The organism is Paraburkholderia lebeckiae (assembly GCF_014201005.1).
In the GTDB taxonomy this organism is placed as follows: domain Bacteria; phylum Pseudomonadota; class Gammaproteobacteria; order Burkholderiales; family Burkholderiaceae; genus Paraburkholderia; species Paraburkholderia tuberum.
The window spans coordinates 222,982-240,594 of record NZ_JACHDK010000004.1; the positions used below are offsets into that span (position 1 = coordinate 222,982).

Consider the following 17,613-nt stretch of genomic DNA (forward strand, 5'->3'; position numbering starts at 1 on the left):
ATATCTGCCGTTCGCAAGACCCGTACCCGATACCGGATTCGAAGACTAGAATAAAAACACGCCGTGTCGAGACGGCTGCGCTGCGCCCGGATAGGGGGAGCGATCATGCGTTGTGGAATCGTTGGTCTATGCGCTGGCGTGGCGGGCGTATGTGCGCTGTCTGGCTGCGTCTATTACGGTCCTTACTCGTACTATCCGGGAGCCGGTGGCTATTACGCCTGCACCAGCGCCACTGCCACTGGCCCCGCGCAAGCATCGTCCGGCAACGCGCCTGCGCCGGCGAGCGATACGGCGGCCGCGAATGCGGCGCCAAACGACTTGCCGTTGTCGGGACAGAATTGCACGTACGTCGCGGTACCTGCGCCTGCTTATTACGGCTATCCCGGGTATTACGGTTATCCGGGCTATTACGGCTATCCCTATGGCTATCCATGGGCGGGCTACTACGGATGGTGGGGACCGTCAGTGGTGATCGGAGGCTACTGGGGCGGTGGCCATGGCCATGGCGGCTATTACGGCCACTGGCGCGGAGGACATGGCGGGCACTGGCATTGAGCAGCCAGCACGCCACCGAACTACGAAAACGTCTCCGGATAAAGATCCTCGCTCATGTCGAGATTGCCGGTCTGCGCGTAGATCAGCGGCTCGCCGTCCGCGCCGGCTAGCGCGCCATCGACGACACGCCCAACTATCAGCCGATGATCTCCCGCCTCGATGTCGCCGGTCACCCGGCAGTCGAAATGCGCGAGCGCATCGAGCAACAGCGGCGCGCCGGTCACGCCGGTACGCCAGCGAGCCGCCGCGAGCTTGTCGACGGCTCGGCCCGACTGCGTGCCGAAGTGCTCGGCGAGCTTCTGTTGATCCGCGCGCAACACGCTGATCGCGAACACCGCGCCGCTGCGCAGGAGTTCGTACGACTCATGCTCGGGACTGATCGCGAGCGCGATCAGCAATGGTGCAAACGAAACCTGCATCACCGAGCTTGCGGTGAACGCATTGCGGCGCTCGCCGTCCGCTACGCCGATCACATACACACCCGCAGTCAAATGCCGGAAAAGCTGCGCGATCGAATTGCTCATAGGGGCCTCCTGGATAAAATTTCGTCGCCTGTTGCATGCCTGTGCGGCTGCTCCGGAAGATGCAAAACATAGATATTGAATCGATATAAACATATCGAAATAGAATGATTCTCAGCGCGGTTGTTCGTCGCTACGCTGTGTTGCACATCGACAGCGAGGACCTATGACCGCATCTGCTTCAACGCCTATTTCGATACGGCGGCGCACGCTTGTGCGTGCGCCGGCCGCGACGCCAATCGCCGCGGTATCCGCATTCGCCAGCACGAGCGATGCCCGCGCGCAGCGCGACGCTATCCTGCCAGGCCGCATCGACGTGCGCGCGATTTCGGAGACTCATCTTGCCAACGCATGATCTGATCTTGACGGAGCGCGACGCGCGGTCGACTCGATCTCACGCTGTCGAACACGCCGGCTTTCCCGACACCGCCGCAGCCGCCGCGCGCGAACGAGGCAAGCGTGTCGCGGTGCTGGCCGCGCTTGGCTGGCTGGCTGGCGCGGCGCTCACGCAATGGTGGCCCGCGCTCGACGATTGGCCGTACACGCGCGAACTGCTGATTCTGAAGCTGGTACTCGCGGCGGCGTCGCTGGCAATCGGCGCGGCCGGGTGGCGCGTTGGCGCCGCGTCGAAACTCCGTCCGGCTGCCGCGGCAAGCACGCGTCTCGACGCATGGCTCGATGCGACGCCGTGGCTGCTCGCGCTGTCGCTCGGCATCACCGGATGGGAAATCGCCACCGCACAGCTCGAATGGCTGCCGCGGCCGTTCTTCGCGCCGCCGCAAGCGCTGCTCGCCGTCTACGCCGACGATCTGCCGCGGCTTGCCGCGAGCGTCGCGCATTCGGTCGTGCTGCTTGCTTATGGCTATGTCGCCGGTGCGTTGACTGGCTTCGTGATCGGTGTCGCGATCGGCTGGTCGAAGGCGGTCGGTTACTGGGTGCATCCGGTGCTGCGGCTGATCGGGCCGCTGCCCGCCACCGCGTGGCTGCCACTCGCGTTTTTCTTCTTTCCGTCGAGCTTCAGCGCGAGCGTGTTCCTGATCGCGCTCGCCACGGCGTTTCCGGTTGCCGTGCTGACATGGTCGGGCGTTGCCAGCGTCAATTCCGCTTACTACGACGTGGCCCGCACGCTCGGCGCGCGGCCGTCGTTCCTGATTCTGCGCGTCGCGATTCCCGCCGCGTTGCCGTCCGTGTTCGTGGGCCTGTTCATGGGGCTCGGCGCGTCGTTCGCCGTGTTGATCGTCGCCGAGATGATGGGCGTCAAGGCGGGGCTCGGCTGGTACCTGCAATGGGCGCAGGGGTGGGCGGCCTATCCGAACATGTATGCCGCGCTGCTCGTGATGGCGCTGATGTGCTCCGGGCTCATCACGTTGCTGTTTCGCGTGCGCGACCGTCTGCTGGTCTGGCAGAAAGGAATGCTGAAATGGTAGCCGTTACCGAAGCGCGCTTCGCCGCCAATACGCGGCAAGGCGCACGCATCGACGTGCGCAACGTCAGTCATCGCTTCGCGCTGCGTGGCGCCGCGTTGCCAGTTCTCGACGACGTCAGTCTGTCGATCGAGCCCGGCGAATTCGTTGCGCTGCTAGGACCGAGCGGCTGCGGCAAATCGACGTTGCTGCGTCTCGTGGCCGGCCTCGAAGCGCCGGCGCAGGGTGCGATCCACGCCGACGGCGAGCGCGTCAGCGGACCGGACCCCTCGCGCGTGGTCGTGTTCCAGGACCCGACGCTGTTCCCGTGGCGGACCGTACGCGAGAACGTCGGGCTCGGCCCCGAGGCGCGTCGCACGAAGCGCGATGCCGCTGGGCGTATCGATGCCGCGCTCGAGCTGGTCGGCCTGTCCGCATTCGCGAACGCGTTTCCCCATCAGCTGTCGGGCGGGATGGCGCAGCGCGCGGCGCTGGCTCGCGCGCTCGTCAACGATCCGCAATTGCTGGTGCTCGACGAACCGTTCGGCAAGCTCGATTCGCTGACGCGCATGCGCATGCAGGGCGAACTCGTGCAGCTGTGGCAGGCGCAGGGGTTTTCGGTGCTGCTCGTCACGCACGATGTCGAGGAAGCGCTGTATGTCGCGAATCGCGTGATCGTGCTCAGCGAGCGACCCGCGCGCATCGTCGCGCAGGTGCGCAACGACGCGCCGTATCCGCGGCATCGCGACGATCCCGCGCTCGTCGCGCTGCGCCGCCAGGTGCTGGCGCAACTGGGTCTCGACACCTGACACGCGCGCCGGTATCTCCGAGCCGCTCATTCATCACCACACCACACCTCTGGGAAAGCACAGCAATGAATCATTTCGACGACGACCGCGCGCCGACGAACCTCGCGCGCCGCGCATGGCTCGGCCGTGCGGCACGGGCCGCGGGCGCGGCCGCGTTAGGCGGTGCAGCATTCGGACTGCCGGGCGTACGGGCATCGGCCGACGAAGCGTTGAAGCCGCTCAAACTGTCGTGGAATGCGGGCGCGATCTGCACGGCGCTGGTGCCGGTCGCCGCGCAGCAGGGCATGTTCCGCAAGCATGGGCTGCAAGTGGAACTCGTCAACTTCGCGGGCTCGACCGACCAGTTGCTCGAAGCGATCGCGACGGGCAAGTCCGACGCCGGCGTCGGCATGGCGCTGCGCTGGATCAAGCCGCTCGAACAGGGCTTCGACGTGAAGCTGACGGCGGGCATCCACGGCGGCTGCATGCGGCTGCTCGCCACGCGTGCGTCGGGCATCGTCGATCTGCAGGGGCTCAAGGGGCGGACGGTCGGCGTCAGCGATATGGCGAGCCCGGCCAGGAATTTCTTCGCGATCACGCTGAAAAAGCTCGGCATCGATCCCGACAACGACGTGCGCTGGCGCCAGTATCCGGCGCCGCTGCTCGGCGAGGCGCTCAAGAAGGGTGAGGTGCAGGCGATCGCCGACGGCGATCCAACCATCTGGACGCTGCGCGAGACCGATCATCTGCAGGAGGTATCGAACAACCTGTGCGGCGAGTACGCGAACCGCGTGTGCTGCGTGCTGGGCGTGCGCGGGTCGCTGATCCGCAAGGACCGCGCGACCGCGCAGGCGCTCACGCAGGCGCTGCTCGAAGCGACCGAATGGACCGCGAACCATCCGGCCGAGGCGGCGGCGATCTTCGCGCCAAATGCGCCGGGTGCGAACGTCGCGCAACTGACCGAGATGCTGAAGAGCCACACCGACCGTCACCATCCGGTTGGCGATGCGTTCAGGAAGGAAATCGCGCTTTACGCGGACGATCTGAAATCGGTCGGCGTGCTCAATGCCGGAACGAGTTCGGAACGCTTCGCAACACGGGTGTTTTCCGACGTGCTGGCTTGACAGAGTTTTGGTTCAAATGATCGCGCGGCGCGTGAGCTTCGCACGCGCCGCGCTCTTTCGTCGCCGTATCACGAATCGGGTAGCACTTACGCCGGAATCGCTTCGGCTGCGCCTTGTCGTTGCGCGACAGCACCGCGTACGAGCGGGAGCAGATCGCGGCCATAAGCGAGCGCGTCTTCGAGTGGGTCGAAGCCGCGGATCAGGAACGTCGACACACCGAGCTTGTGGTATTCGAGCAGCGCGTCGGACACCTGTTGAGGCGTGCCGACGAGCGACGTCGAATTGCCCGCCGCGCGCGTGAGTGCCGTGATGCCGGTCCAAAGACGTTGATCGACGACATTGCCCTTGTTTGCCTCGGCCAGGAGCCGCTGCGAGCCGACATTCTTCGGCTCCTTCGGCCGCCGCGTGAAATTCGGCGACGCGGCGACCACGTCTTTTGCGCGCGCGAGTATGGATTCGGCACGCCTCCACGCGGCGTCTTCGGTCGGGGCGATGATGGGGCGCAGCGACAGGCTGAAGCGAATGTGCTCGTCGCGTCCATGACGTGCAGCTGCTTGACGCACCTTCGCGATGGTCTCCTCGACGGCCGCGAGCGATTCGCCCCACAGAGCGTAGACATCCGCATGCTTGCCCGCCACGTCGATCGCCGCGTCGGACGAACCGCCGAAGTACACGGGCAAATGAGGCAGTTGCAGCGGCCGGATCTGCGACTTGTGGCCGCTCACGCGGTAGAACGCGCCCGCGTGATCGAACGGCGCGTCGCTCGTCCATGAACGTTTGACGACGTCGAGGTATTCATTGGTGCGACGGTAGCGTTCGTCGTGCGACAGGTAGTCACCGTCGCGCTGCTGCTCGACGTCGTCGCCGCCCGAGATGATGTGCACTGCCGCCCGCCCCGCGCTGAAGTGATCGAGCGTCGCGAACTGCCGCGCGGCCAGCGTCGGTGCAACGAAGCCAGGCCGATGCGCGAGCAGGATGCCGAGGCGTTTCGTCTGTTGCGCGACGAACGACGCGATCTGGAAGCCATCGGGCGATGCGCTCGAATGCGCGATCAGCACGCGATCGAAGCCGCCATATTCGTGTGCCTGCGCGAGCGCGGCGATATAGGCCGGATTGACGGCCGGACCTTTCGGCAAGTGGATTTCGCTAGATTCCTGATGGCTCACGTAGCCGATGAATTCGATGCTCATCCGTGGATTCTCCTAATGAAATGGACAGGACGACGCGCGCTTCGCGCACGGCCGAGTCTAAGAAGAGGCAACACCCGCAAAGGCGGAGCGCCCGAGATTGCCGAGCACCGTATCGTTCTGCGGCGTATGAATGCGCGCACACAACACGTCGCGATAGTGGCGCTCCAGCGGGTTGTTGCGGCTCAGCCCCGGATTGCCGCTCGCTTCGAGCGCGAGCTGCACGGCTTCGATCGCGTGCTGGCTGACCAGATACTTGATCGCCGGCGCTTGCGCCGCATCGACGAGACCGGCCGCGCCCGCTTCGAGCAGCGCGCGGTTGTTGAACAACAGCGCGTCGATGCGGCCCGCCGTCTGCTGAAACCGCTCGAGGCTCGACAGCGGCGCGTTGAGCCCGGAGGGCGCGCGCTGCGCGGCCCATTGCACGAACCAGTTGCGCGCGGCCCGCGCGACGCCGTCGTAGATCGACGGCAGCAGCACGTTCATCCAGACGCCGGTTAGCGGGTCCATGCCGGCAGCCTGCTGCGGCGGTTGTAAATCGACCGCGTGGTCGAGCGGCACGCGCACGTTGTCGAAGATCACCTCGTGGCTGCCGGTCGCGCGCATGCCCAGATGATTCCAGGGCTCGCCGAAGCGGATACCCGGCGTGTCGCGATGCACGAGCCATGTACCGACGCGCGGCGACGCCTCGTCCGTGCGGCCCCAAACCGCAAACCATGTGAGGCCCGGGCTGCCGGTCGAATAAAGCTTGCGGCCGTTCAGCAGCCAGTGATTGTCTTCACGCCGTCCGATCGTCGCGGGCAGGCCGCCGCGCGACGGCGAACCGAGCTCGGGCTCGACGCGCAGCGAGTTGATCAGCGCGCCACGCTCGACGGCATCGCGCGCGATGCGCTCCTTCAGCGCGGCAGGCCAGTTCGGATTGGCCTGTAGACGCAGGTGATACAGGCATTGCATGACGAGGATCAGCGCCGTCGACGGCTCCCCGCGCGCGACCGCGCCGACCACGCGCAGCGTTTGCGCGAGCGTGGCCTCGCGTCCGCCGAGCGCGCGCGGCACGGTCAGCGACAGCAGCCCCGCGCGACGCAGGCGCGCGAGGTTGTCGTGCGGGAACAGCGGGCCTGCGTCGAGCGCGGCCGCACCAGCCGCGAACTCGCGGGTCAGCGCGTCGAGCCACGCGCCGGCCTGCGGACTGTCGAGATCGGTGAGCGCATCGAGCGCGGCGGCGTCGCGCTCGGCTTCGGCAAGCGCGCTATCAGGGGGACGGCTCGTCATCGCGAGGGGATTGGTTGCGCTTGCGGGTTGCCTGGATACCTGCGATGTCATCGCGCGTCGAGCGGAAATTGCCGGTCGAAGCTTGGCGTGACATCGAGGCGCGTCTTGATCACGTCCGCGCGGTGATACAGGTCCGCGGTCTTTTGCTGCTCGGCGATCAGGCCGTCGTCGATCGCAACGGGGTGCAGTTGCGCGCGCTGGTAGACCGTTTTCAGCACGTCGGGCGGCAAGCCGGTCACCTTCGATTGCATCGCGGCGACTTCGTCCGGATGCGCGAGCGCCCAGCGCTGGCCGGCGGCGACGCGTTTCAGGAAATCGGCAATTTCCGCGTGCTTGTCCTTGATCGACGTCTGCGTCGCCGCCTGAAAACTGAGTCCCGACGAAAGATCGATGCCGTTGGCGATGCTGCGGTCATGATCCTTTTGCTCGGCGAGCGCGACGTACGGGTCCCACGTGGACCATGCATCGACGTTGCCCGACGCGAGCGCCGCTTTCGCATCGGCCGGCTGCATGAAACGCAGTGACACGTCGGACAGCTTGATGCCGGCGCGCTCCAGCGTGGCGATCGCGAGGTAGTGGCCGATCGAGCCGCGCGTCGTCGCGATGCGCTTGCCCTTCAGATCGGCAGCCGTTTTGATCGGCGAGCCGTCGGGCACGACGATCGCGAGGTCGCGCGGGATCGAGCGGGTCGCCGCCACCGCGCGCACCCGCGCGCCTGCGGCGTAGGCGAAGATCAGCGGCGCATCGCCGAGACCGCCGACGTCGATCGCGCCCGCATTGAGCGCTTCGCCGAGCGGTTGCGCGGCCGGGAAGTTGAACCATTCGATCTTGTACGGAAGATTGTTCAGTTGTCCGGACGCTTCGAGAATGCCACGAGTCTGCAACTGCTGGTCGCCGACCTTGAGCGTGGAATCGGCCATCGCCGCAAAGGGTAAAAGCGCGCCGAGCGCGCCGAGCAGAAGACCGGAAAACTTCAGTAGAAAGCGATTCGCAATAGAGGACATGGGAAGAACGCGCGGGACCATGTGGAAAAGCACACGATACGTACGCGCGTTTTATAAGGCAAACGCATTGTTCTGCTTTGTTAATATGCGAGCGAGGAAAGCGCGCGCCGCTTGAACATCGGTGCGTCGACACGCTAAGCTCATGCAAAAGGTCATGCGTGTGCGCACCGTTCAACGTTTCATCCAGGGACACAACATTCCATGAAACTCGATGAAATCGAGGCCTTCGTCGCCGTCGTGCGCAGCCAGTCGCTGAGTCAGGCTGCCGATTCTCTCGCGCTGACGCAGCCCGCCGTCACGCGACGCATCCAGAACTTCGAGGAAGCGCTCGGCGTCGAGCTGCTCGACCGCAACACCAAGCCGCTGAAGACCACGCCGATGGGCCGCGCCGTGTACGAGCAGTGCCGCGCGATCGTCCGTGAAGTCGATGCGCTCAGGCATCTCGTCACCGACGACGCACCGCTTGCCGGCGTGCTGCGCCTCGGCGTCGCGCAGACGGTCGCCGACGTCGCGATGCTGAAGGCGTTGCATGCGCTGCGCGGCGCGCATCCGGAGTTGCGGGCGCGCGTGTCGACGGGATGGGGCAGTCCGTTGCTGCAGAAGCTCGAGGACGGCGAACTCGATGCCGCAATCGTGCTGTTGCCGGCTAATCGCGTGTTGCCCGATGCGTTGGCCGGAGAAACGCTCGGCGAACTGAAGCTCGCTGTCGTCGCGCAAAAGGGGAGTCTGAAAAAGCGCGTACATACACTGGCCGAATGTCAGTCTCATGGGTGGGTGCTGAATCCCGACGGCTGCGGTTTTCGGGCGGGGCTGCAGCAGGCGCTTGCCGCGCAAGGCTACGCGCTGAAGCTCAACCTCGAAACGCTCGGCACGGAACTGCAACTGGGCCTCGTTGCCGATGGCGTCGGGTTGGGGCTGGTTCCGCTGCCATTGTTGCGCATCAGTGCGCATGCCGCGCAGCTCGACGTGATTCAGGTCAGCGACTTCAAACCCGAGATCGCGGTGTGGATCGTCAGATCGCGCGCGCTCGGCAAGATGCAATCGGCGCTCGCCGTGCTGTCGGAAAGCGTCGAGCAGAGCTTCAAGGCGGCGCGCATGTCGCGCGCGGCGTAACAACGGCGATGCGGGCGCGCGCTTGATGCGGCGCCCGCGTTGAATCCGTCGATCAGATCACGAAAAAGCCATGCGTGCCATCGCGCTCGAGCTGCGCGACGAGGCCGTACTCCCATTCCAGATACGCGTTCATCGCTTCGCGCGCGTTGTCGGTTCCCTCGTACGGACGCCGGTAACGATCGATGCGCGGCGACGCGAGATGAGCGTCGCCGGTTTCGGTCGGCTGGCCCGCGCGAATCCACGCGGACGTGCCGCCTTCGAGCACCTGCACGGGCTTGCCCGTCAGCGCGGCAATTTCCGGTGCCGCGAACGGCGCGAGCGTACTCGTCGCGCACGTGACCACGTAGCGTTTCGCGTCGGGGAGCGTGCGGAGATCGTCGGCGGTGTTGCACAGTCGCGATCGCACGAGCCACCAGGCGCCCGGAATATGGGCTTTCACATGATTTGCGCTGGCCGTCACGTCGATCACGACAGTGCCGCTCGCTGGGTCCGCCAGGAGCGCGGCCAGGTCTTCAGCGGACACGGTAGGTGTGGGCGCCGGCTCTGGCGTCGCGCCGCGCCATGCGCCGCTCGCGCTCAGTTCTTGCGGCGTCGCCCCCTCGACGACATACACGTCGAGGTTCATTTGCGCGAGCCATGAGGCCGTCATGTTCGCGCGTACGCCGTCGTCGTCGAACAGCACGACGCGCGCGCCGCGCACGGGGGCGAACATCTCGGTTTCCTGCACGAGCTGGCCGCCCGGTGCGCCCTGAAAGCCGGGCGCATGCGCGCGTTCGTATTCGGCGGGCGTGCGCACGTCGAAGCGATAGATGGTGCGCGACGCTTCGGCGGCCCAGCGCGCGGCTTCGTCGATTGTCGTGCGGCTTACGCCCGCGCGGTCCGCGAGCGCGCGCGCCGCGCCACGTGAAGCGGCGAGATTGTCCGCGTCGAGCCCTGCTTGCGGATCGAACTGCCGGTTGCTGCCATGTTCGAGCGACTGTCCCGCGAGCGTCCAGCCGATCGTGCCGTTGCGCAGCGCCGCCACCGGATTCGGCAACCCCGCGTTGACGAGCGACTGCGCGCCGATGATGCTGCGCGTGCGTCCCGCGCAATTGACGATCACGCGCGTGTTCGGGTCCGGCGCGAGCGCACGCGCGCGTAGCACGAGTTCGGCGCCGGGCACGCTGACGCTGCCGGGGATGTTCATCGTCTGGTATTCGTCGAAACGCCGTGCATCGAGCACGACGACTTCGTCGCCATCGACGAGCAGCGTCTCGACGGCCTCGGCCGACAAAGACGGCGTGTGCCGATGCGCTTCGACGAATTCGCCAAACGCCTTGCTCGGCACGTTGACGTCGCGAAACACCTCGCCGCCGGCGCGGGTCCAGCCGTCGAGGCCGCCCGCGAGCAACGCGACCTGTGTATAGCCGAGCGCCGTCAGCTTGTCGGCGGCGCGCGCGGCAAGTCCTTCACCGGCGTCGAGCAGCACGATCGGCACGTCGCGGCGCGGCAGACGCGTATAGGCGTCGAGTTCGAGTTTCGACAGCGGAAAATTGGCCGCGAACAGCGGATGAGCCTGCGCATGCGGGTCTTCTTCGCGCACGTCCAGCAGCGCGATCTCACGGCGCGCAAGCAGCGCTTCGCGCACGTCTTCGTAGGTGCGAACCGGATAGGTCGTCATCGGTGATGCTGTTCCTTGCTGAGGTCCCACAGGTTGGGGAGGGTGTCGTTCGAATAGCCGGAGACGAAGGGCTTCGGCAGGCCAACGGGCGTGTATGTCGAGCGGCGCACCGCGCCGATGTTCGCGCCGTACACGTGAATGCTGATCGACGTGCGGTCGTCGTAGGCGTTGCGCACGCGATGAATGTCGCCAATCTCCGGCGATACCGCTTCGACGTCGCCGGCTTCGAGGCGCACTGCGGCGTCCGTCTGACGCAGCGTGCCGTCGTCGTCGCGGGTGTACGGCGCGGCGAGTTCGGCGCCGCGCAGCACGCCGATCAAGCCCCACACCGTGTGGTCGTGAATCGGCGTCTGCTGGCCCGGTCCCCACACGAAGCTGACGACGCTGAAGCGCTGGCGCGCATCGGCATACAACAGGAACTGTTGATAGCGCTCGACGGACGGCTGCACGTATGCGTCCGGCAGCCAGTCGTCGACTCGGATCAGTTCGCGCAGCGCGTGTGCGCCTTGTTCGAGCAATGCGGTTTCGTTCACGCCGGAATCGACGAGCGCCGCGATGTCGCCGACAAAGCGCCGCAGTTTGTGAATGGCCATCAGTCGAGCAGCTCCGGTTCGGCTTCGACGAGCCCTTCATACAGGCTGTCGAACGCGTGTCGCGCGCCGTTCGCGCGGCCGACCTGCTGATGCGTGAGGGCCGCCATGTCGTGCGGGATCGGCTGCGGCGTGCCGGCCGCCTGCGCGAGCAGTTGGGCATGGCACGCGTTGTCGAGCGCGATGTACCACCACGCGGCCGCTTCCACGGAAGGACCGGCCGTCAGGATGCCGTGGTTCTTCAGGATCACGGCCTTGTGCGAGCCGAGCGCGTCCGCAATGCGCGCGCCTTCGGAGGTGTCGAGCACGACGCCGCGAAAGTCGTCGAACAGCGCATGGTCTTCGTAGAACGCGCAGGAATCCTGCGTCAAGGGATCGAGCTTGCGCCCGAGCGTCGACCATGCCTTGCCATACAGCGAATGCGTGTGCGCGGCGGCCACCACGTCGGGTCGTGCCTCGTGAATCGCCGCATGAATCGCGAACGCGGCCTGATTGACGGGACCGTCGCCGATCACGATCTCGCCGTGACTGTTGACGAGCAACAGATCCGACGCGCAAATGCGGCCGAAATGCCGGCCAAGCGGATTGACCCAGAAATGATCGGTCCATTCGGGATCGCGCGCGGTGATGTGACCGGCGAGACCTTGCGCGAAGCCGTAACGCGCGAATAGACGGAACGCGCCGGCGAGGCGCTGTTGCCGGTGCAGGCGCTCCTGCGCGAGCGAGCGCGGCGGCTCGGCTTCGTCGTCGAACCAGAATTTGCGCAGCGGGGTGGAGCGCAACGCAAGCGAGGGCGTATCGGCGAGTACGGTGCTCATGAGGTCGTCACGCTCCTGTTATGCCGCATGGCGGGCGCGCGACGTCAGTTCGCGCGTGGCGGGAATCAGTTCGCGGCCGTAGTCGATCGCGTCTTCGAGCGGGTCGAAGCCGCGGATCAGGAACGTCGTGACGCCGAGCGCGTGATATTCGGCGAGCGTTTGTGCGACCTGTGCCGGTGTGCCGACGAGCGCCGTCGAATTCGAACGGCCGCCGATCTCCCTGGCGACCGCGGTCCACAGACGCTCGTCCGCGCGCACGCCGTCGCCGCCCGCCGCTAGCAGACGCCGCGCACCTTCGCTTTGCTGCGGGCCGCCGCGCGCGAAGCCTTGCTCGACGCGCAGCCGGCGCGTCTCGTCGAGAATGTGTTCGGCGCGCTCCCACGCGGCTTTTTCCGTCGACGCGAGGATCGGCCGGAACGACACCGAGAAGCGCACGCTACGGCCGTGTTTCGCGGCTTCGGCTCGCACGCGCGTGATCTGCTCGTGGACCTGCTGTTTCGATTCGCCCCATAGCGCGTAGACGTCCGCGTGTTTGCCCGCGACTGCGAGCGCGGGTTCCGACGCACCGCCGAAAAAGATCGGCACGTGGGGCGTCTGTTTCGGCTTCACATCGGAGAAGGCTTTTTCGAAGCGGTAGAAACGGCCTTCGTGATCGAACGGGCGCTCTTCGGTCCAGACCCGGCGCAAGATCTGCAGATACTCGTCGGTGCGCGCGTAACGCTCGTCATGGCTCAGAAAGTCGCCGTCGCGCCGCTGGTCTTCGTCGCTGCCGCCGGAGATGAAATGAACCGCGAGGCGGCCGCCGGAAAAATGATCGAGCGTCGCAAGCTGGCGCGCGGCCAAAGTCGGCGCGACGAAGCCCGGCCGATGTGCGAGCATGAAATGCACGCGCGACGTCACGCTCGCCGCATAGGCGATCGTGATGGTCGCGTCGGGACTGGTCGAACCGTGGGGCACGAGGATGCGGTCGAAGCCCGCGTTTTCGTGGGCTTGCGCGAATGCGCGCACGTAGTCGGTGTCGATCGCGGGACCTTGCGGAGCATGCGTCTCCGAGACCTTGCGTTGCTGGATCATGCCGATGAATTCGATGCTCACGGTAGCTCCTTTCCGGATATTCGTTTCGATGGAGAAATGGAAGCGGAAGCAGACGTGATGCGGTGCACGCCTGCGAGACGAATTCAGGCTATCACCGGGTTATGCAAACGATAAATATTATATTTAGCTAAAGATATAGAGCGTGCATGTTAGGGGCGACCGAAAGCTTTGCACCGAACGAGTGCGGCCGACACGAGTGCGTGCACCGATTGGCACTTTCATCGGCTCCAAATGGAGCATTCCTGCTCTCTTACAGGGATGTAAAAAAACTTCGCGATGACCCCGCTATACATCTGAAGAAATGGAGCGTGTTGCCGATAACCAGTTAGGTCCGGTACTGCGTTTCGCGTCGGCATGGCCTTGTGTTACAGCGGGCGCCAAAGCGGTGATGAACCGGCTTATCCGTTCGGGCTCTGACATTCTCAACAAAGCGAACTATGAATTTCGGCAATATGAAACTCGGCGCCAAGCTGATCAGTGCTTTCATCCTGGTTTCGATCATCAGCGCTGTTGTCAGCGGGATCGGCCTGCGCAACATGGCGGAGATCAGTGCGAACGCAGACAAGACGTATCGGCAGGACCTTGTCGGGCTCAACCTGATACAGCAGGCTAACGCCGACGTACTGCGAGTCGGTACCTATCTGCGCAACGCGGTTCTGGCCACGACGGCCGCACAGCGGGCTGGCTCGCTCGATCAAGCTGACAAGGCCCTTGCCTCGTCACGTGAGCACCTCAATCAGGCGGAGCCGCTCGTCTATACCGACAAAGGTAAGGCTACGTTCGCCGACCTCGATCAAGGTTGGCAGGACTACATCCAGGCCTTCAATGAAATGAAAGGCAAGATCAACGCCGCGGCGTTAGGGGATCGGGACAGCCTGACCGAATACATGCTGGGCGAGTACCACCGGAAGGGCTTCAAGACCCTCGTGCTGATGGGCAATCTGGTTGCCCTGAAACAGGCCGACGCGCAACGCACAGCTGAATCCAACGATGCCGTGTACGAGCAAGGTCGAAACCTGATGCTGGTCTTCGTGGCGATGTCCGTGTCGATCGGCGTGGGAATCGGCATATGGATGATGCGTAGCGTAACGCGGCAACTGGGTACGGAGCCGGCGACGGCTGCTGCGGTGGCCAGAAGCGTGGCGGCCGGCGACCTGAACATCAGTATCGCCCTGCGGCCCGGCGACACGAACAGCCTGATGGCGTCGCTGAAAGCCATGTGCGATGCCCTGGTGCGGGTCGTGTCAGAGGTGCGCGAGAACGCCGAAGGTGTTGCGACTGCGAGTGCGCAGATCGCACAAGGCAATCTGGATCTGTCGAGCCGCACGGAGCAACAGGCGGCGTCGCTCGAAGAAACGGCTTCCAGCATGGAGGAACTGACTGCGGCGGTCCGCCACAACACGGACAATGCAACGCAGGCTGCCACGCTCGCGGGTACAGCCTCGAGCGTCGCGCAACATGGCGGCGAGATCGTCGGGCGCGTGGTTGAGACAATGCGTGACATCTCAACCAGCTCGACCACGATGTCCGAGATCATCGGCGTCATCGAAGGCATCGCCTTCCAGACCAACATCCTCGCGCTGAACGCAGCGGTCGAGGCGGCCCGCGCGGGAGAACAGGGGCGCGGCTTCGCTGTCGTCGCCGGTGAAGTCCGCACGCTCGCGCAGCGCAGTGCCACTGCCGCGAAGGAAATCAAGGAGTTGATCTCCGACTCCGTAAGCCGGGTGGAGGCAGGCTCGGCGCTCGTCGAAGAAGCGGGTGGTGCGATCAAGGAAATCGTGCAGTCAGTGAAGCGCGTGACCGACATCGTGGGCGAAATCTCGTCGGCATCGAGCGAGCAAAGCACGGGTATCGAACAGGTCAATCAGGCGGTCAACCAGATGGACCAGGTCACACAGCAAAACGCTGCGCTTGTCGAGGAAGCGTCGGCGGCAGCCCAGACAATGGCTCAGCAAGCGGAAAGCCTGCGCAAGACGGTCGCATTTTTCAAGGTCAACGGCGAGAAGGCTGCTTCATCGCGAGCGACGACGCAAGCGGCAGTACCGCAACGGACGGCCCTGAACCGGGCCCCGTCCTCTGCCGTAACACCGGCAAAGGTTGCGAGGAGACCAGTCCCCTCTTCAGAAGGTCCGGTAGTCGTCGCCGCCGCGACTGAGACGGACTGGCAGAAATTCTGAGCGATTCCGACCGGTTCCGGGTGCTGGATGACGTCGATTCATACCGTCGGCGCGTGCCAGCCCCGCGGGAGTTGAGCGGGCGAAGATCCGCGATACGCGTGCGCCGGATGGTTATCAATGCGCCGCGGCGACTGCCTCAGGCACGCAGGCAGCGTGGATGATCAACAGTGCAGCCAGGGCGTGTGATTGTGGACGGAGACACCCGGGCCCGCCGGTCAAGCGGGTTCGAGGAAATAGCGTGATGCGCGACTGCACTCGACGTGCAGCGCCTTGAACGTCGTCTCGCCGTCTCCGCGCACTGGCCATCGCCGATCTCGTCTCGTGTCGCTCCGACATGCAGCGCGTGACGTGCAGATGCGCAGCGGTGAGATTCGATTAACGGTATCTCGTCAGATCGTAACCAAAACTATGGGATCGAACGCTCCGCTCAATGTGTCGAAAATGGTTGTGAAGTCGTTGGAGTCCGCCGGAATAGATCATGTGTTCCTGGTCCCGGGAAAACTGATCTATCCGCTGCTGGACGCAATCGACAACTCCCCCTTGATTCGCGGAATCGTAGGCGCTCACGAGACTGGCAGTGCTTTCATGGCCGATGGCTATGCACGCGCCAGCCGGAAATTCGGCGTTTGCGCGGGAATTTCCGGCCCGGGCACGATGAATTTCGTTCCCGGCATGGCTGCCGCTCACGCAGACCGGATCCCGATGCTCTATATTGCCGGCGGAATCTCGTCGCACGCGGAAGGCAAAGGGGCGTTCCAGGATGCCACGCCTGGAGGTATTTTTGAAAGCGGCGTGGTCAGAAGTCTGGTGACGGATATCGTCGAGCTAAAGAACAAGGAAAATACTCAGGCCGAGATGCGTCGTGCGACCGAAGGGTTGAACTGGATGCGTCGAGCGCAGTCATTCATCAGTATTCCCGTAGACGTTCAAAAGCAGGATGTCCTGCCCGGTCAGGACGTGGCACGGCAACCCTACGCTCACCGCGAATTTAACGCGTGCGAAGTGCCCGCGAACCGTGCCGCTCTCGAAGCCCTGTGCGACCAGTATCTGTTTCAGTCGAAGAAGGTCGCGTTTCTGGTCGGAAGTCGCGGCAATGATGCGGAAACTGCCAGGCTTCTTCTCGATGTCGCCGAAAAATTCCATATTCCAGTCGCAACGACGCTATCGGGAAAAGGTGCATTTCCTGAGCAACATGCCCTTGCACTAGGTGTGTACGGATTTTCAAGTCATTCGCGCGCTGCACGGGTGATCAACTCCGACGAACTTGATGTACTAGTCGTGTTTGGTAGCGACCTGAACCAGCGAGACAGCATGAACTGGAGCAGGAGGCTGGCAGAAGGGAAGGAGCTATTCATCTTCGATGACAGCTTCGATTCACCGGCGATGGGGCACATTTCGCGTCAGGGAATCTTCTCCGGAATTTCCGCGAGCTTCCGGTTGCTGGCTCAGAAAGCCGCGGACGACCCTCCCGGGCTGCCGCAAGCACTGCAAAGAAGAAAGGGGTGGATTGCCGAGATCAACGAGACCCCCCTGTACGACCACCAGTTTGAGCAGTCAGGAGCCCGAGTTTCCAGCGGTGACGAAGCGCTATATCCTGGAGACGTAGTTAAGCACTTGTGCCGGATGCTGCCGAAGGACAGCAACGTCGTGGTGGATTCCGGAGCCCACCGCATCTTCATGGCCCATTACTGGCTGTCGTCAGGTAAGGGCAACTACTTTTCGTCGAGCTCGCTCGCCCCGATGGGCTGGGCCATCGCAGCCGGAATCGGCGTCAAGCTCGCGGCCCCAGAACGCCCGTGTGTTGTGGTGACGGGAGATGGCTGCATGATGATGCACGGCATGGAGATTCAGACTGCGGCTCGATACGGCGTGAAGGTAATCTACGTGGTTCTGAATAACGCCGCGCATGGCGCAATCCATATCGACGCTATCAGGAGTGGTTCGATTTCAGAGCAGTTCACCAAGTTGCCCTCTCATAGCTGGTCGGCTTTTGCATCATCGATCGGTGTGGCCGCGCGCGCGGTTGAGCGCATCGACGAGCTTGATGGCGTATTGAGTGAAGCATGTCAATATGACGGCCCCTTTCTGATTGAAGTCATCACCGGAGTTTTCCCCGCGCCGAACCGGTACTATGCAGAAGCCGAAGCCTGTCCGTGAGATTCCATCCTTCAACGCGACAAAGCCAACCGCATTGCTGAACGACGCCGCAATCAAACCGTCTGAACGCCGCGCCGCAGTTGTCAACGAAATGTCATTCGAACCGCCTAAGTTTAGACGTTCGAGCCGATGGCAAGGCTCGACGCGGC

The 17,613-nt window shown here is 64.3% G+C and carries 15 protein-coding genes; 7 read left to right on the forward strand and 8 right to left on the reverse strand.

The features are described 5' to 3' along the window. Positions 1-105 precede the first annotated feature (105 nt). Positions 106-555 carry a hypothetical protein gene (locus tag HDG39_RS10205; RefSeq protein WP_184005564.1) on the forward strand — a complete coding sequence of 150 codons (450 nt, stop codon included), beginning with the start codon at positions 106-108 and terminating at the stop codon, positions 553-555. A gap of 20 nt (positions 556-575) precedes the next feature. Here the strand turns inward: HDG39_RS10205 and HDG39_RS10210 are convergent, their stop codons facing one another. Then, positions 576-1,079, reverse strand: a complete 504-nt coding sequence (locus HDG39_RS10210; RefSeq protein WP_184005566.1) for a flavin reductase family protein — start codon at positions 1,077-1,079, stop codon at positions 576-578. A gap of 356 nt (positions 1,080-1,435) precedes the next feature. Here HDG39_RS10210 and HDG39_RS10215 point away from each other — a divergent pair, with 356 nt between their 5' ends. From HDG39_RS10215 to HDG39_RS10225, 3 genes are all read left to right on the forward strand, one after another. Further along, positions 1,436-2,503: an ABC transporter permease gene (locus tag HDG39_RS10215; RefSeq protein ID WP_184005899.1), complete on the forward strand. Its 1,068-nt coding sequence runs from the start codon at positions 1,436-1,438 to the stop codon at positions 2,501-2,503. Next, positions 2,497-3,288: an ABC transporter ATP-binding protein gene (locus HDG39_RS10220; RefSeq protein ID WP_184005568.1), complete on the forward strand. Its 792-nt coding sequence runs from the start codon at positions 2,497-2,499 to the stop codon at positions 3,286-3,288. Before HDG39_RS10215 ends, HDG39_RS10220 begins: the two co-directional genes overlap by 7 nt. Before the next feature lie 65 nt (positions 3,289-3,353). Then, positions 3,354-4,391, forward strand: coding sequence for an ABC transporter substrate-binding protein (locus tag HDG39_RS10225; RefSeq protein WP_184005570.1), 1,038 nt, complete (start codon positions 3,354-3,356; stop codon positions 4,389-4,391). Between the two features lie 86 nt (positions 4,392-4,477). Here the strand turns inward: HDG39_RS10225 and HDG39_RS10230 are convergent, their stop codons facing one another. The 3 genes from HDG39_RS10230 to HDG39_RS10240 are packed head-to-tail and all read right to left on the reverse strand — an operon-like array spanning position 4,478 to position 7,854. Beyond that, positions 4,478-5,581 carry an LLM class flavin-dependent oxidoreductase gene (locus HDG39_RS10230; protein WP_184005572.1) on the reverse strand — a complete coding sequence of 368 codons (1,104 nt, stop codon included), beginning with the start codon at positions 5,579-5,581 and terminating at the stop codon, positions 4,478-4,480. A gap of 57 nt (positions 5,582-5,638) precedes the next feature. Then, a complete protein-coding gene (locus tag HDG39_RS10235) occupies positions 5,639-6,850 on the reverse strand; it encodes an acyl-CoA dehydrogenase family protein (RefSeq protein ID WP_184005574.1) in 1,212 nt (403 codons plus the stop codon). A gap of 47 nt (positions 6,851-6,897) precedes the next feature. Continuing rightward, positions 6,898-7,854, reverse strand: coding sequence for an ABC transporter substrate-binding protein (locus HDG39_RS10240; RefSeq protein WP_260327670.1), 957 nt, complete (start codon positions 7,852-7,854; stop codon positions 6,898-6,900). A 201-nt stretch (positions 7,855-8,055) separates the two neighbouring features. On the opposite strand from HDG39_RS10240, the gene HDG39_RS10245 reads away from it, so the two are divergent. Further along, positions 8,056-8,967: a LysR family transcriptional regulator gene (locus HDG39_RS10245; protein ID WP_184005578.1), complete on the forward strand. Its 912-nt coding sequence runs from the start codon at positions 8,056-8,058 to the stop codon at positions 8,965-8,967. Between the two features lie 52 nt (positions 8,968-9,019). On the opposite strand, the gene HDG39_RS10250 is transcribed toward HDG39_RS10245, so the two are convergent. Genes HDG39_RS10250 through HDG39_RS10265 form a run of 4 tightly spaced genes read right to left on the reverse strand, consistent with a single transcriptional unit; the run spans position 9,020 to position 13,130 of the window. Continuing rightward, positions 9,020-10,627 (reverse strand): rhodanese-related sulfurtransferase, encoded by a 1,608-nt coding sequence (locus HDG39_RS10250; protein WP_184005580.1) that lies wholly within the window; start codon positions 10,625-10,627, stop codon positions 9,020-9,022. After that, the gene (locus tag HDG39_RS10255; protein ID WP_184005582.1) at positions 10,624-11,220 is read right to left on the reverse strand and encodes a cysteine dioxygenase family protein; all 597 of its coding nucleotides are present in this window, start codon (positions 11,218-11,220) and stop codon (positions 10,624-10,626) included. Before HDG39_RS10255 ends, HDG39_RS10250 begins: the two co-directional genes overlap by 4 nt. Continuing rightward, a complete protein-coding gene (locus tag HDG39_RS10260; protein WP_184005584.1) occupies positions 11,220-12,035 on the reverse strand; it encodes a class II aldolase/adducin family protein in 816 nt (271 codons plus the stop codon). The genes HDG39_RS10255 and HDG39_RS10260 overlap by 1 nt, the downstream gene beginning before the upstream one ends. Before the next feature lie 18 nt (positions 12,036-12,053). Continuing rightward, entirely contained in the window at positions 12,054-13,130 is a 1,077-nt protein-coding gene (locus tag HDG39_RS10265) for an LLM class flavin-dependent oxidoreductase (protein WP_184005586.1), read from the reverse strand. Positions 13,131-13,567: 437 nt separating this feature from the next. On the opposite strand from HDG39_RS10265, the gene HDG39_RS10270 reads away from it, so the two are divergent. Both HDG39_RS10270 and HDG39_RS10275 read left to right on the forward strand, forming a co-directional pair. Then, the gene (locus HDG39_RS10270; protein WP_184005588.1) at positions 13,568-15,307 is read left to right on the forward strand and encodes a methyl-accepting chemotaxis protein; all 1,740 of its coding nucleotides are present in this window, start codon (positions 13,568-13,570) and stop codon (positions 15,305-15,307) included. Between the two features lie 354 nt (positions 15,308-15,661). After that, positions 15,662-17,464, forward strand: a complete 1,803-nt coding sequence (locus HDG39_RS10275) for a thiamine pyrophosphate-binding protein (RefSeq protein ID WP_260327721.1) — start codon at positions 15,662-15,664, stop codon at positions 17,462-17,464. Positions 17,465-17,613: the final 149 nt, after the last annotated feature.

What these genes read in the sequence shown, in the direction of transcription:
- HDG39_RS10210 (WP_184005566.1), bottom strand. Translation starts at nt 1,079, where the DNA reads ATGAGCAATTCGATCGCGCAGCTTTTCCGGCATTTGACTGCGGGTGTG.
- HDG39_RS10205 (WP_184005564.1), top strand. Translation starts at nt 106, where the DNA reads ATGCGTTGTGGAATCGTTGGTCTATGCGCTGGCGTGGCGGGCGTATGT.
- HDG39_RS10220 (WP_184005568.1), top strand. Translation starts at nt 2,497, where the DNA reads ATGGTAGCCGTTACCGAAGCGCGCTTCGCCGCCAATACGCGGCAAGGC.
- HDG39_RS10270 (WP_184005588.1), top strand. Translation starts at nt 13,568, where the DNA reads ATGAATTTCGGCAATATGAAACTCGGCGCCAAGCTGATCAGTGCTTTC.
- HDG39_RS10225 (WP_184005570.1), top strand. Translation starts at nt 3,354, where the DNA reads ATGAATCATTTCGACGACGACCGCGCGCCGACGAACCTCGCGCGCCGC.
- HDG39_RS10260 (WP_184005584.1), bottom strand. Translation starts at nt 12,035, where the DNA reads ATGAGCACCGTACTCGCCGATACGCCCTCGCTTGCGTTGCGCTCCACC.
- HDG39_RS10235 (WP_184005574.1), bottom strand. Translation starts at nt 6,850, where the DNA reads ATGACGAGCCGTCCCCCTGATAGCGCGCTTGCCGAAGCCGAGCGCGAC.
- HDG39_RS10230 (WP_184005572.1), bottom strand. Translation starts at nt 5,581, where the DNA reads ATGAGCATCGAATTCATCGGCTACGTGAGCCATCAGGAATCTAGCGAA.
- HDG39_RS10245 (WP_184005578.1), top strand. Translation starts at nt 8,056, where the DNA reads ATGAAACTCGATGAAATCGAGGCCTTCGTCGCCGTCGTGCGCAGCCAG.
- HDG39_RS10250 (WP_184005580.1), bottom strand. Translation starts at nt 10,627, where the DNA reads ATGACGACCTATCCGGTTCGCACCTACGAAGACGTGCGCGAAGCGCTG.
- HDG39_RS10240 (WP_260327670.1), bottom strand. Translation starts at nt 7,854, where the DNA reads ATGTCCTCTATTGCGAATCGCTTTCTACTGAAGTTTTCCGGTCTTCTG.
- HDG39_RS10255 (WP_184005582.1), bottom strand. Translation starts at nt 11,220, where the DNA reads ATGGCCATTCACAAACTGCGGCGCTTTGTCGGCGACATCGCGGCGCTC.
- HDG39_RS10275 (WP_260327721.1), top strand. Translation starts at nt 15,662, where the DNA reads ATGCGCAGCGGTGAGATTCGATTAACGGTATCTCGTCAGATCGTAACC.